Here is a 14,755-nt window from a genome sequence, read left to right as displayed (position 1 = left end):
TTCATCTGTAAGAAACAGCATGTACACTTTATAGTATAGCAATGAAGCTGAATTTCAAAATCTCATTTTCGAATCTATATACTCGCAATGGATTAACAAAATTAGATGAGACATTTTTGAATTATATTAAATCATGTGATGAGAGCTTGTTTTGTTCATTAATTGAAGCAAGAGAAAAAGCAGCTTCTTCTTCGATGTCATCCCAGTGTCACCTCCCATCATCCCAGTGTCACCCCCCGTCATCCCAGTGCTTGACACTGGGATCTAGAAAACAAGAAGAACGGTCAGCTACTTGGATGACAGATAGCCAGCTCATTATAGACCTCTCATATTTACTTGATGAATTTATTGCAAAACTTTTTAATGTTGAAAAAGAAATAGAGGAGCTAAAGAAAAAGCACAACGACTTTGCTGTAATATATAAGTGCAAAAGATTATTTGTCCAACGCTATGCATTGAAGAAATACACTAATGTGGCGAATATAGATATTACTAACAAACTAAGTCATTTTCTCACTTTGCCAACAACAGAAAAAAATTTTGCTGAGCAGGTGATGCATTGGTTTGAAGATAAAGAAAATCACAAAGAGGAAATAGAACTTGCGGCACAATATGCAGTGTGGAGAGTAAAAAATAAACAGAGTATATTATTTAGCATACATAAAAAAATTGACCACGAAAACCTCATACCATTTTCTAAAAAAGAAGTAGACAAAGTTGAAGTGCTGTATTCAAATGAAGTAAAAAGACGATACGGTTTTGACCTAACAAGTGAAAAGGCTAGTTTAGATAAAGCATTGGATAATGCTCACTACTGCATATTTTGTCATAAGCAAAGTAAGGATAGCTGCTCAAAGGGGCTAATTAATGATGACAATACTTTCAAAAAGTCTCCACTTAGAGTTGAACTGCACGGCTGCCCACTAGAGCAGAAAATATCAGAAATGAATCTGGTGAAAAGCGAAGGGTACAGCATAGCAAGTCTTGCAATTGTGATGATAGATAACCCATTATGCGCGGCTACTGGACACAGAATATGCAATGACTGCATGAATTCGTGCATATATCAAAAACAAGAACCCGTAAATGTGCCAGCAATTGAAACAAGGATTCTGGATGATGTGCTCAGTTTACCGTACGGATTTGAAATATATTCTCTGCTCAGCCGTTGGAATCCTTTAAATTTTCAGCGTTCATTGCCAAGAGAAAACACCGGAAAAAACGTTCTAGTTGTAGGCCTTGGTCCTGCTGGTTTTAATTTAGCTCATCATTTGTTGAATGATGGGCATAACGTTATCACCATTGATGGACTAAAGATTGAACCTTTGATCGATAATTTCCAGCTAATTAAAGATTTCAAACACGAAAAATTGAGTGAACGCACGGCAGGAGGGTTTGGTGGGGTGGCAGAATATGGCATTACTTCTCGGTGGGATAAGAATTACTTAAAGATTATTAGATTACTGCTGGAAAGACGTGAGAATTTCGTACTTTATGGAGGCATTCGTTTTGGTGGCACGATTAATGCTGATGACGCGTTCAACTTGGGTTTTGATCACATCGCCCTAGCACTTGGCTCTGGTAAGCCACGAATGATCAAAATAAAAAACATACTAGCTCGTGGAGTACGCATGGCATCTGATTTTCTGATGTCGTTACAACTGACTGGCGCTCTTAAATTTGATTCTATAGCAAATCTGCAAGTTCGTATGCCGATAGTTGTCATAGGGGCGGGGCTTACTGCGATTGACACTGCCACTGAAGCTTTAGCGTATTATCCAATTCAAGTAGAAAAATTTCTTCTTCGTTATGAGATATTAGTTGATAAGTATGGAAAGGACTGTGTTGAAAAAGATTGGACAGAAGAAGAGCGCGAAATTGCGAATGAGTTTATATCGCACGCACAATTGATCCGAGAAAAGCAAAAGTTAGCAAAAAAAGAGAATAGAGAAATAAAAATATTAGAGTTAATGCAGAGCCTCGGGGGAGTGAAAGTTATATATAGAAAAGAGCTAAAAGATTCACCAAGTTATCGATTAAATAGCGAAGAGGTGCAAAATGCACTGTCAGAAGGAATTTACTTTATTGAAAACTTAGAGCCAGTTGAAGTTGTGACGGATAAATATAACCATGCTGAATTAATAAAACTGATAGACACAAAATCCGGCGAAATCAAACGTATAAAAGCACGTTCTATTTTTATAGCAGCAGGTACTGAGCCAAATACAGTTATTGCAACAGAAGATAAAAAGCATTTTAAATTAAGTAATGGGTATTTTACTCATTTGAATTCATCAGGAAAAGAAATAGACCCAATATTTTCTCCTAAAATGCAAAATAAAGATAGAATATTAGTGTATAAGCAAGGCAATAAAACAATCAGCTTTTTTGGTGATCTTCACCCTTCGTATAGTGGCAGCGTCGTGAAAGCTATGGCAAGTGCTAAAAACGGCTACCCTATTATTTCTCAGCTTTTGAGTGGAGTTAATAGCTTCGTTTCTGTCATTCCAGTGTGTGATGTTGTGGGCCAGAAAAAAAATGCGTGGTCAAGTGTTGAAGACCTGGCTAATAAAGAATTATTTAATAGAATCAAAGAGCAATTCACTGCAAAGGTTATAAAAGTTCAATATTTAACAGACAAAGTTGTGGAAATAGTGATCAAAGCACCACTTGCGGCAAAGAATTTTAAGCCTGGGCAATTCTTTAGATTGCAAAATTTTGAAACCAATGGCAGAAAAGCCAATAATACAAACCTTGCTATGGAAGGTATAGCCGTAACCGGCACTGAAGTAGACAAAAAAAAAGGAATTATTTCCACTATTGTGCTGGAAATCGGCGGCTCCACTAATTTATGCAGACACTTAAGAGAAGGCGAGCAAATAATTCTTATGGGCCCAACTGGCAGACCTACTGAGGTTTACTAAGTCTCAATATTAAAGTGATGCCAAATTTTATTTCAAAAAGTAAATAATTTACTAACGCTCGTGCACAAATTAAAAATAAATTATGCACGAGTGTAGCGTTATGAATTAGGAGTGCTATATTAAAGCTTACCTCACTATTAAAGCTATCGGTCAGATTAGATTAAAAACCTAATCTGACCGGTTTCTCTATAACCCTCTAAACTCTGATATAATTATATGATAATTAGTTTAATGAGTGGTTAATATGCAAATTGATTTTATTCATATATTGAGATAGCATAAACCATATTGGTTTTAATTATTGTGCAACTTTATAAATCGTCACTGTTACTTCTACTGACTGTATTAATAGTTATAGTCCTAAAATTACCTGAAAATTTGAGCATTGCAGTAAATTGGTCTCTCCCAATTCTAGATTTTGATTTATCTTTTCGTACCATACTAATATCTTTTTTATCAGTTGCATTTTTAGCTGTTCTACCAGCACAAAATTTGACTTTTTCAGAAATGCTATCTTTTGCTGCTTACACTATTAGTTCACTTTATGCAGTTTTATCTGAACATATGATATTGGTTATAATATTCTGTGAATTAATGACCATCAGTGCATTTTTTATTATCGCAGCTAGCTGTAGAGATAGTGGACCTGCAATAAGGTACGCTTGTGTACACTTTTTCGTTGGAGTTATATTAATAGCAGGATTGGCACTTCAAAGCACTAACCTGATAATTTTGGGTTTATTGATAAACTGCGCTTGTTTTCCTTTTTCATTTTGGGTTGTTGATGCATATCCTGCTGCATCGCTACATGGCACCACATATCTCTCTTTATTTACCACTAAAGTCTCTTTTTTAGTGATGCTTTTACACACTTATAACCTATGGCAAGATTGTACTGAAATATTAGCGCTTGTAGGCGCCATCACTGCAATTTACAGCATTATATTTGCTTCTCTTGAGCAAAATATTCGCAGATTTTTATGCTATAACGTTGTAGGACAAATGGGCTTGCTGATTATTGCAGGAAGTTTGCTCAGTCCTTCGGAAAAAGCAATACCAATTTTGATACTGCATATAATCTTCTCTCTTGTTTATCAATCATTATTGTTTGTGGTCAGTAATTCGATTATTTCACAAACAAAAACAATTAGTTTTAATGGAGTGGGTAAACTGATGTCAGTGGAAGGCATGTGTGCTATAATCGCAATACTTACAATGGCTGCATTTCCTGGAACCGTTGGATTTATCAGTAAATCATATATCACAGCTGAAATTGAAATGAACACTGTTGCCTTAAAAGGGTATAAAAATTTATATAAGCTTCTAAATTTGCTGCTTCATTTAAGCGTGGGGCTAAAGTTTCTTTATTACTTATTTATTGCAAAAAGTAAGTCAAAACCTTTAGCAGAGAGAGGAAGCAAAATGACTATGATTATTTTAGCATTTATATGCGTAATCGCTGGCAATCCTTACTTACCTATTTACAATAAACCTTCGATTTTCGATTTTGTGTACAACACAAAAAATATTTGGTCGCAATTTAATTTATTACTATGTACCACTTTATTGTTTATTCCTTTACGCAAGTTATTTTACCCGAGAGTAAATTTTAAAATGGATGTTGATTGGATTTTTAGAGCTTTCATACCCTATATTATCTTGCTGTTCAATCAGTTAGTCTCTAAAACTAGAGAAATGTTTGCCAGCGTAGTGCAAAACTTGACTAATCCACTTGTTGGTTTATACTTTAATAATATTACTAAACTTAAAGAAGTGCTGAGTTATAACTCAGTGAGTTTTGTTTCAGCTTCTTCTCTCTTTTTAATGAGTATTCTACTAATGCTATTATGTTTAAATCGTTAACTGAAAGTTTAAATTCTGTATTTAGTAAACTGAGAGGAAAGTCAATCATTTCTGAAGATGATTTTAATCTTGCCATGCGTGAAATACGCATAGCCTTAATTGAAGCTGACGTTTCACTTGAAGTTGCAAAAAAATTCATCAACAACATTAAAGATAAAGTGATTGGGGAAAAAGTCATAAAAAGTGTTTCTCCAGCACAAATGATAATTAAAATTGTACAGGATAATTTAGTTGCAGTTCTCGGATCAGAGAAAAGTGACTTAAATCTAGCAGTTAAACCCCCTGCTGTGATTATGATGGTGGGCTTACAAGGTGCAGGTAAAACAACTACCTCAGGAAAGCTTGCTTTAAAACTAAAAAAGCAAAAGAAAAAAGTGATGCTTGCCTCTTTAGACATTTATAGGCCTGCTGCCCAGAAACAACTTGAAGTGCTAGGTAAACAAATAGATGTGCAAACTTTACCTGTAGTAATAGATGAGAAGCCCATTACAATTACAAAAAGGGCAATAGCAATAGCAAAGAACGATAATTATGATGTATTAATACTAGACACTGCAGGCAGGCTTCATATTGACAATAATATGATGAATGAGTTGAAAGCCGTAAAGGAAATAGCTTCACCTGCAGAAGTTATTTTAGTAGCCGACGCAATGATAGGCCAGGATGCGGTCAACATTGCCAAATCATTCAATGAGGTAATAGGTGTAACCGGCATTATTCTCACCCGTGTTGATGGTGATGCACGTGGTGGTGCTGCTCTTTCTATGAAAATGATCGCCGATTGTCCAATTAAATTTATTGCTTGTGGTGAAAAATTAAGTGACCTCGATGATTTTTATCCCGATAGAATTGCAAAAAGGATACTTAGCATGGGTGATGTTGTCTCATTGGTTGAAAAAGCTGCTGAGATTGTTGGTCAGGAAGAAATTGATAAGTTACAAAAGAAAGTGAAAAAAGGTAAATTCGACCTAAACGACCTAGTGGGAATGTTAAAAACTCTGAGTAAAATGGATGGCATTAGCAACATAATGAAATTCATTCCTAGTTCATTTACAAAAAAGCTAAGTAGCAGTCTGCCAGATGACAATAAAGTGAAAAAATATATAGCCATCATAAACTCAATGACTGAAAAAGAAAGGCAAAATCCAGATATTTTAAATGGCAAAAGAAGACTTAGAATTTCTAAGGGGTCCGGAACAACTGTAACTGACATTAATCTTCTAATTAAGCAGTATAATCAAATGAGCTCTATGGTAAATAAGTTCAGTAAAGTTGACCATAGTAAACTCAAAGAATCTGATTTGATGGATATGCTAAGCAGAAAGTAAGTCAGCAGGTAGTGGAATGAGACAAATCATCAGTAAACCTTTAGCTATATCAAAAGCGGCTTAGATCTCGCAAAAAAATTTACAGCTTCTTGCTAGCCAAGAAATTTATTATTAATTTTAAGAAATACTATAGCTGACCCAAGCAACACGTCATACCGCCGCGGTATCTCTAGATCCCGCTAACACGTAGCGGGATGACGAGGCTTACCTTATCGGATTGTTTCAACACGTCATACCGCGATTCATTCGCGGTATCTCATCCGCTAACAAGAGATCCCGCTAACAAGCAGCGGGATGACGAGTTACTATACCGCTGCGAACCGTCATACCGCCGTGGTATCTCTAGATCCCGCTAACACGTAGTGGGATGACGATTGTCAGGGTAGCTGTCATCCCAGTAGCCTCTTTCTCTTGTCATCCTAGTGCCCTGACTACTTGGATCCAGGAAAAAGAATGGTGTCATGAAAGTAGCTGACACTGGTCTCCATCCAAAAGGGTGTCATCCGAGTAGCTTGACTACTTGGATCCAGGAAACTTAATTGCAAGTAATGCATTGGGTTTGGTGAGTATGGGTTTTGCGTTATAGAATGAAGCACTTTTTGTGAATTTGTAAAGAAAACTGGATCCAAGTAGTCAGGGCACTGGGATGACATCATCCTTTTTTTTGGATTCCAGACTGGAATGACAGCAGTCCTACGTCATACCGCGATTCATTCGCGGTATCTCTAGATCCCGCTAACAAGCAGCGGGATGACGGTTGTCGTTTAGCTATAAATATTTAAGAAATTTACTAAATAGAAAAAAAGACAAAAGAAGCTCCGTAGTTGGCTAATTACTTACATTATACTTTCAAGTATGGCGTTTTTTTATTCTAAACGCTTAATAACCACGACTCAGCTGCTTTTAAATGCAACTAACCTTAGCTATAAATGTTTAAGAAATTTACTAAACAGAAAAAAAGGCAAAAGAAACCCTAGGGTAGCTAGTTATTCACTATCCATTTTTTAAGTTGGCGTTTTTTTATGTTTTAAACGCTTTATAAGCGCGTTTCAGCTTATGTAGGTAGAAGTTTGATAAAGACATAAGGTGCACATAGTGCAAAAAATTAAACATGAGACGCCAGACACGTGAGTTTTTTTGTCATTTAATCTGTACAGAGAAGATAAATAAATAGCTTCAGTTTCATGATAAGGGGGCTGGCGGAGTTTGTCAAGTAAGTTTTTTCGTTTCTATTGTAATGACAGTTATGGCCTGTGCAAGAAATCTATTGATTTACAGCAGGTTCTTTGTTACAGTCCACAGTTATGCAAAGAAACTTAAAGCCTCATGAGTTTATTTACAGCCAGTGGTTTACATAATTTGGAGCTGTATAGCTGAGTATTGTATATGATAATATTGATAACAAACGATGATGGCTTTGGAAGTGAAGGAATAAAATTACTCAAAGAGGTTGCACGGAATTTTGCGTCAGAAATATGGATAGTGGCACCAGATACTGATAGAAGCGGAGCTGCAAGATCTCTTGATTATCCAGTGAAACAATCTATTGGAATAAAACAACATAGTGAAAGGGAATTTAGTGTGTCTGGTACTCCTGCAGATTGTGTCATTATTGCGCTAAATAAAGTTATGAATAAAAAACCAGACTTAATATTGTCCGGAGTAAATATTGGATCAAATGTCGGGGACGATATTTGTTATTCAGGAACAATTGGTGCTGTAATGGAAGGTGCTGCAAGGTCTATACCTTCTATTGCGCTGAGCCAAGTTTATCATGATAAAATAGACTGGCACAATACAAAGGTTTTTGCACCAAAGGTTATTGCCAAGCTAGTTAAGGTTGGTTGGCCTAAAAACATAGTGATGAGTGTAAATTTTCCTGCTAAGGAAAAAGTAAAAGGAGTAGAATTTGCTGAACAAGGTGAATATAACATTGATGGGGATTTAACTTTTACTGAAAATTCGAATGGCTCTTTTAGCTTAAATTGGTCTCGAGAGCACTCAGGCAGTGGTAGTATAAATAAAATAAAAGAAGGATTTATTACTATTACACCGGTAAAATTAGATTTTACAGATTATGATACTTTGAATACTATGAAAAATTCTTGTGCAGACGAATTTTCTTCTATAGCTGACTGAGAAAAACATTTGCATTGCTCCTAATAGATATTTTCTATTGTGTTATCGCGAGCAATTATTTTTTCTTCACCTGTATCCATGTTTTTAATCTTTAAAGTTTTACTACTCAATTCTTCATCGCCAAAGATTAAAGCAGCTTTAGCATTTGCTTGATTTGCTTTTTTCATTCGGGTTCTGAGCGTTCCGCTATATTCATAGATTACATATAAACCATTTCTGCGCAATTCATTTGCAAGTGTTAAAGCATGTTTTTCAGCCTCTCTACCGATTGGAATTAGGTAAATAGGTCGCTCTTCTTTCGGAGAATAATTGATTAACTCCATTATGCGCTCAATACCCCCTGCAAATCCTATTGCTGGAGTGTGTTTTCCACCTACTGAAGATACTAAATTATCGTATCTTCCACCGGCAAAAACTGCCCCTTGTGCACCTAAATCCTCTGTAACAAACTCAAACACTGTGTGGCAATAATAATCCAAACCTCGAACTAGTTTATTGTTTACGGTATAAGGTATATCAAGAATTGTTAATCCATTTAGTATTTGTTCAAAGAAATCTGAGGACTCTTTCGTATAATAATTGCTGATTTTAGGCGCATCAGAAATTATTGATTTATCTTTCTCATCCTTGGAATCCAGTATTCTGAGTGGATTTTTGATCAACCTATTTTTGCTATCTTCTGATAGATCATTTTGATACTTTGTAAAGTATAAGATCAAAGCTTCTCTATATTTAGTTATTGTTTCACCATCACCTAAAGAGTTGATTTCCAGCTTTACATTTTTATTGATGCCAAATTCAGTTAGTAAGTGCTGAGCGAGTGATATCAATTCAATATCAGCTTTTGGATCTTCTATGCCAAAAACCTCAAAATTTATCTGATGAAATTGCCTTTGTCTTCCCTTTTGCGGTCTTTCATAGCGAAATGCAGGTCCTGTTGAGAATAATTTTATCGGTGTTTGCAGTTTTTTTTCAATGAGTAGCCTGACAATCGCTGCAGTGAACTCAGGACGTAAAGTTATGCTCTTTCCCCCTTTATCATTGAAGCTATACATCTCTTTAGTGATGATGTCTGAGCTATCACCTAAGGTTTTTGTAAAAACCTCCGTGCACTCAAATATTGGAGTTTGGGCGGGCAAAAAGCCGTATAAACTTGAGATTCTGTTTGCTGTTTGCTCTATGTATTTAAACTTGTACCATTCATCAAACAGGAGATCTTTTGTTCCTCTAACCGTTTGATTAGTCATAGTGTGGTCTCTATACCTGCAATCTCTGGTATGTGGTAGCTCAGCATATTTTGCACTCCTTGCTTTAAAGTAATTGCAGCACTTGGGCATCCAGAGCAAGCTCCTTGCAACTCAACATAAACTATTCCATCTTTATAGCCACGAAATTTGATATCGCCACCATCTTGAGCAACTGCAGGTTTGATATGACTTTCCATCAATTCTTTTATTCTATTTACAATTTCTATATCATTTTTATCAAAAAATTCTTCATCTGGATCATTCACTTCTTCTTTATCTAGTGCTTTTCCACCAGAAGTAAAGTGATTCATGATTGTAGTTAAAACTTCTACTTTTAATATATCCCAATTAATTCCATCCAATTTTGTTACTGAAATAAAATCATGACCGAAAAATACTCTTACCACATGCTCTATTTGAAAAAGATTTGCTGCTAGTTTAGAATTTTTTATCTCATTCGCATTTGAAAAATCAGCAGTTTCTCCTTCGTTTAAAATTTCAAATCCAGGAAGGAATTTTAGCGTATTTGGGTTTGGTGTTTCTTCAATCTGGATGAACATGTTATTTACCATGACAATTATAATTGTTACTATTTAATCATAAAATGATAAAAAAATATACATGTCATTCATCTTTTTTCTTTTTTTAGTATTCATAGTAATTACATTTGTCTTGCCTAGCGTTGTTATATTTTTTCTTTTCCTGACAAAAAAAAATAATATGAGTTTCATGATGAACTCTATATTGAGTAAGTTTTTGAACGAATTTAGTAGCAGTAGAAGTTATACTGAAAATTACACTGGTGATAACATGTCCAAGGATGAAGCATTAAAGATACTGGGGCTGAATCCTGAGGCAAGTCAAAATGAAATCAATAAAGCATATCAAAATTTAATGAAATTAGTTCACCCAGATAAGGGAGGCTCGGAATATTTTGCGCAAAAGCTAAATGCGGCACGTGATAAATTGTTAAAAAAGTGATCTTAAAAAAAGTTTTCGTTTAACGAATTTCTTCCTTTGCTTTTTCTAAATACTCCAATATTGCTTCATGTAGTGCAGTCCATGTTATCTGTTCTTCCAGGGAAGGTATAAATTCTTGTCTCCAAGCATTCTTAAACTCCTGAAACCACTGTTTTTCAAAACCCTGAAATTCTAAAGAAATATCTACTTTAAAGCTATCAATTAAACTGGAAACTTCTGCAGCTTTAGAGCTATCTAGTGATTTTAAAGATAACACTCCACTCTTTAAAATCTCTAACTCTTCCAATACATTAAGCTTAAATGGTTTATAGAGTGAAGACCATATGCGATATCTTAAATAAGAACCATAGTATAACTTAATTTTGTACATTAAAGTGGTAGATGCATCAGGAGAAATGTTATTCTCATATTGTGCAAGAGAAGATAATAAATTCTCATAATCTACTTTGCTTAAACATGGTTGTAGAGTCGATTTAATTTTTTCACTAAAGGTTAGATAACTAGAAGAAATGCCATGACTATATTCACTAAAGAATTCAGGAAATATATCTGCTTGTTCTAGTTTAAGAGGTAGATCTTTTCTAATTTCTCTTGGTAAATTATGTATTGAAAACTGATAAATAACCCATACAAAATTCTCATCAAACTCATCTGAGTAATCAGCATTATTATCAGGAAAAATTACATTACCTCTCTTATCATTCCAAGGTTCTATCTTATAGAAAAATCTGTTCAGCCTTTGTTTTAATTTCAAAATACCTTCATTTCTATCACCTGCTTTATACAATGTTTTGCCCATTTTGTGTTTAGCATCTTTAGGGTTTATTCTGTCACTTATGTGCAATCCAATTTCATTTTTCTCTAATAACTCCCAATCAAACAATTTGTGTGGATCTGGTTTACGCATTGTATAGCCAAGCTCTGGATCATACACTATAGTTCCTATTTCAGAATGACTAAATATCATATCCCTTTTAATTTTAAAACGCTCCATAAGGTATAAAATCAGCTCTTTAACAGATCTCATTTGCTCTTCCGGAAAAGGCTCAAGTCCTGTGTTTACAATTTCAATACCTACAGAATAGTTGTTAAGCTTCCGTAACTCTTCAAGCTTACTATCTACCTTAACTCTTGCATAACTAATACCAGCATGCCATGCTTCTTTCTCTAATGGAACCATTAAGGTGATGCTGCCATCCCTATCGACAATAAAATGAACTGACAATCCTCTAGCATTCAGCGTATCTTTTGTACCTTTTAGTGTTGATGTTTCAGTATGGTGAACTATAACCATTAACACTTTTTTACCTGCCCTATCACCATAATTTAAAGCTGAAGCTGGATCTAAAAATAACAAATCCTGATCTTTCAATAATGGTAATTTTTCTTGTAAATCTTGAAAATCATTCTCGATATTGCTTGAACTGGATACTTGCCCAGATATGAGAAATGCTGAGACAGTAATCAGTAAAACTAATAAATATTTGTTGACTTTAGATAGTTGGATTTTCATACCATCTTCATAAACACTTTGTAGATAATTTTTCATTATATAGTTAGAATAGGGTTGTTGAATAAATTTACAAGACAAAATCATACTAGTCTGGTAGTAGTAACATGTTCAGAGATGGAGCATTTAAAGTGCTAGGAATAGATTCTGGAGCGAACCAAAATGAAATCAATAAAGCATATCAAAATTTAATGAAATTAGTTCACCCAGATAAAGGAGGCTCGGAATATTTTGCACAAAAATTAAACGCAGCACGTGACAGGTTGCTGAAGAGGTAATTAATATTGCTTTAAAGTTTTTATTTGTGCGTAAAGGATAAGTTGCTACAATAAAAAAATAAGATAAAAGTAGCAATGGACATGTGTTCAGAAAGGTTTAAGTTATGCAGGAAGATAACAAAAAAGAAACAATAAAAGAAGAAAAAGGCATATTAGGATGGATAGAATATAGATTGCCTATATTTTCTTTTCTAAGACACACTGCTTCTTACCAAGTGCCAAAAAACTTAAATTATGCTTGGAACTTTGGCTCTTTGGCTGGTATAGCGCTGATTTTACAAATAATAACAGGTATATTTCTTGCTATGCACTACACTCCGCATGTTGATTATGCGTTTAATAGTGTAGAGCGCATAATGCGAGATGTGAATTACGGGTGGTTAATACGCTACACTCACGCTGTTGGAGCATCGCTCTTCTTTATGGTAGTCTATGTTCATATAATGCGTGGATTATATTACGGATCTTATAAAAGACCGAGAGAGATGGTGTGGTTTATTGGAATATTTATATTTTTTGCAATGATGGCAACTGCCTTTATGGGATATGTATTGCCTTGGGGACAAATGAGTTTCTGGGGTGCAACAGTTATAACCAACTTATTTTCTGCTATACCTTTAATTGGCAATAAAATAGTTATATGGTTATGGGGTGGTTTTTCAGTGGATAACCCAACACTTAACCGTTTTTTCGCTCTGCATTATCTTCTGCCTTTTGTTATTATTGCTTTAGCTATGCTTCATGTGATAGCTCTGCATAGGTTTGGCTCTGGTAACCCAAGTGGAGTGGAGGTAAAATCAGATAAGGATACCATCCCTCTCTATCCTTATTATATAGTCAAGGATTGCATAACTTTTGGTCTGTTTTTTGTAGTTTTGTTCGCATTTGTTTTCTATGCTCCCAATTATCTTGGGCATCCAGACAATTATATAGAAGCTGATTCTATGGTCACTCCGGTACATATAGTGCCAGAGTGGTATTTTTTACCTTTTTATGCAATGCTACGTTCAATTCCAGATAAACTTACTGGTGTGCTTACCATGTTTGCGTCTATTTTAGTGTGGTTTTTGTTACCTTGGCTTGATAAATCAAAAGTTAAAAGTGGTGCTTATCGCCCGGTGTTTAAGAAATTTTTTTGGGTTTTTGCAATAAATTTTGTACTTCTTGCCTGGCTTGGAGGACAAGAGGTAAAAGAGCCTTACATCACTATGAGTAGGCTATCTACTCTTTATTACTTTGCATACTTTGTGATAGTTTTACCACTGCTTAGTAAGTATGAAAAGCCAAAAGAACCACCAAAAACCTTAAGTGATTCTGTGCCGGAGATGAGGTGATGTCAATTCAAAGCAGATCTCTTACAAAATTCTCTTTCATCCCAGAGCTCTCTTTTGTCATCCCAGTGCTTGACACTGGGATCCAGAAAAAAAATAAATGGATTCCAGCATCATGTACACAATTGTATGAACGTTGTATACAACACACAGTGTCATTCCACTATCTTCCGTTGTCATCCCAGTGCTTGACACTGGGATCCAGGTATAAAAATACTTACAAATCATGCAATGGACAACAGATTCTAGGAGTGCATGATAACCATAATGTCAGTGATGAAATAAGCTGGATTCCAGTGTCAGCTACTTGCATGACATCAATTCGAAATTTACTAAAACAGTGGTTATGCATGGGATCTAATGTATTTGCAATCTTCTGCATGTTATTTCTATCTAGTCTTATATCTGCAGAAGAATTTAAATCATCACCAAATAAGAAAATAGACTGGAAATTTGATGGAATTGTCGGATCTTTCGATAGAGAGTCAATTCAGCGTGGCTATAAAGTGTATAAAGAAGTCTGTGCTGCTTGTCATTCAATGAATAGGGTAGCATTTCGTAATTTGCAAGATGTCGGTTTTTCTGAAGAAGATGTAAAACAAATAGCAGCTTCTTATCAAGTTAAAGATGGTCCGAATGATTTGGGTGAAATGTTTGACAGACCTGGAGTACCTTCGGATTATTTTATTGCGCCTTTTGATACAAAAGAAGCAGCTGCAGCAAGCAACAATGGTGCAGTCCCACCAGACTTATCATTAATTATTAAAGCAAGGCATGATGGTGCAAATTATGTCTATTCATTGTTAACAGGCTATCAAAACGGCGAACACGATGAAAATGATTTATATTTTAATTCGTATTTTCCAACAGGCAGATTAGCTATGGCGCCACCACTTTCTGAAGGAATGGTGGAATATGATGGTGCAAGGCAAGCCACAGTTGAAAATATGGCGTATGATGTGATAAATTTTTTACAATGGGCAGCAGAGCCAGAATTAGAGCGCCGGCATAAACTTGGATTAAAAGTAGTGGCGTATTTTATAATTTTAACAGTGTTTTTTGTATTAACTAACAACAAAGTTTGGAGCAAGCTCTATAAAAAGAAGTGATAGTCAATTTTGCCTCAAGCACAATGGTTGTCATCCAAGTAGCTA

11 protein-coding genes are annotated in these 14,755 nt (G+C 35.2%); 8 read left to right on the top strand and 3 right to left on the bottom strand.

The features are described 5' to 3' along the window. Positions 1-41 precede the first annotated feature (41 nt). The 4 genes from L0Z58_RS05355 to surE all read left to right on the top strand — a co-directional run bounded on the left by L0Z58_RS05355 (position 42) and on the right by surE (position 8,254). Positions 42-2,924: an FAD-dependent oxidoreductase gene (locus L0Z58_RS05355; protein ID WP_010963032.1), complete on the top strand. Its 2,883-nt coding sequence runs from the start codon at positions 42-44 to the stop codon at positions 2,922-2,924. Positions 2,925-3,227: 303 nt separating this feature from the next. Continuing rightward, complete coding sequence (locus L0Z58_RS05350; RefSeq protein ID WP_038228212.1) at positions 3,228-4,787, top strand: proton-conducting transporter transmembrane domain-containing protein; 1,560 nt, start codon at positions 3,228-3,230, stop codon at positions 4,785-4,787. Further along, positions 4,772-6,115: a signal recognition particle protein gene (gene ffh / locus L0Z58_RS05345; protein ID WP_010963030.1), complete on the top strand. Its 1,344-nt coding sequence runs from the start codon at positions 4,772-4,774 to the stop codon at positions 6,113-6,115. The genes L0Z58_RS05350 and ffh overlap by 16 nt, the downstream gene beginning before the upstream one ends. Positions 6,116-7,501: 1,386 nt before the next feature. Then, positions 7,502-8,254: a 5'/3'-nucleotidase SurE gene (gene surE, locus L0Z58_RS05340; protein WP_010963027.1), complete on the top strand. Its 753-nt coding sequence runs from the start codon at positions 7,502-7,504 to the stop codon at positions 8,252-8,254. A 20-nt stretch (positions 8,255-8,274) separates the two neighbouring features. Here the strand turns inward: surE and hisS are convergent, their stop codons facing one another. Further along, the gene (gene hisS, locus L0Z58_RS05335; protein ID WP_010963026.1) at positions 8,275-9,501 is read right to left on the bottom strand and encodes a histidine--tRNA ligase; all 1,227 of its coding nucleotides are present in this window, start codon (positions 9,499-9,501) and stop codon (positions 8,275-8,277) included. Further along, positions 9,498-10,061: a NifU family protein gene (locus tag L0Z58_RS05330; protein WP_022626407.1), complete on the bottom strand. Its 564-nt coding sequence runs from the start codon at positions 10,059-10,061 to the stop codon at positions 9,498-9,500. Before L0Z58_RS05330 ends, hisS begins: the two co-directional genes overlap by 4 nt. 169 nt (positions 10,062-10,230) lie before the next feature. Here L0Z58_RS05330 and L0Z58_RS05325 point away from each other — a divergent pair, with 169 nt between their 5' ends. Next, positions 10,231-10,482: a J domain-containing protein gene (locus L0Z58_RS05325; RefSeq protein WP_223823149.1), complete on the top strand. Its 252-nt coding sequence runs from the start codon at positions 10,231-10,233 to the stop codon at positions 10,480-10,482. A 19-nt stretch (positions 10,483-10,501) separates the two neighbouring features. Here the strand turns inward: L0Z58_RS05325 and L0Z58_RS05320 are convergent, their stop codons facing one another. Beyond that, entirely contained in the window at positions 10,502-12,031 is a 1,530-nt protein-coding gene (locus L0Z58_RS05320; RefSeq protein WP_227738612.1) for an N-acetylmuramoyl-L-alanine amidase, read from the bottom strand. A 68-nt stretch (positions 12,032-12,099) separates the two neighbouring features. Here L0Z58_RS05320 and L0Z58_RS05315 point away from each other — a divergent pair, with 68 nt between their 5' ends. The 3 genes from L0Z58_RS05315 to L0Z58_RS05305 all read left to right on the top strand — a co-directional run bounded on the left by L0Z58_RS05315 (position 12,100) and on the right by L0Z58_RS05305 (position 14,710). After that, the gene (locus L0Z58_RS05315) at positions 12,100-12,270 is read left to right on the top strand and encodes a J domain-containing protein (protein ID WP_010082675.1); all 171 of its coding nucleotides are present in this window, start codon (positions 12,100-12,102) and stop codon (positions 12,268-12,270) included. A 104-nt stretch (positions 12,271-12,374) separates the two neighbouring features. Next, entirely contained in the window at positions 12,375-13,604 is a 1,230-nt protein-coding gene (locus L0Z58_RS05310; RefSeq protein ID WP_006280242.1) for a cytochrome b, read from the top strand. A 347-nt stretch (positions 13,605-13,951) separates the two neighbouring features. Next, on the top strand, positions 13,952-14,710 hold the full coding sequence (locus L0Z58_RS05305; RefSeq protein ID WP_010963022.1) for a cytochrome c1: 759 nt from the start codon (positions 13,952-13,954) through the stop codon (positions 14,708-14,710). Positions 14,711-14,755: the final 45 nt, after the last annotated feature.

Origin of the sequence: Wolbachia endosymbiont of Aedes aegypti (genome assembly GCF_021496215.1) — a bacterium.
GTDB classification, from domain to species: Bacteria; Pseudomonadota; Alphaproteobacteria; order Rickettsiales; family Anaplasmataceae; genus Wolbachia; species Wolbachia pipientis.
This window is presented reverse-complemented; position numbering and strand designations above follow the sequence as displayed.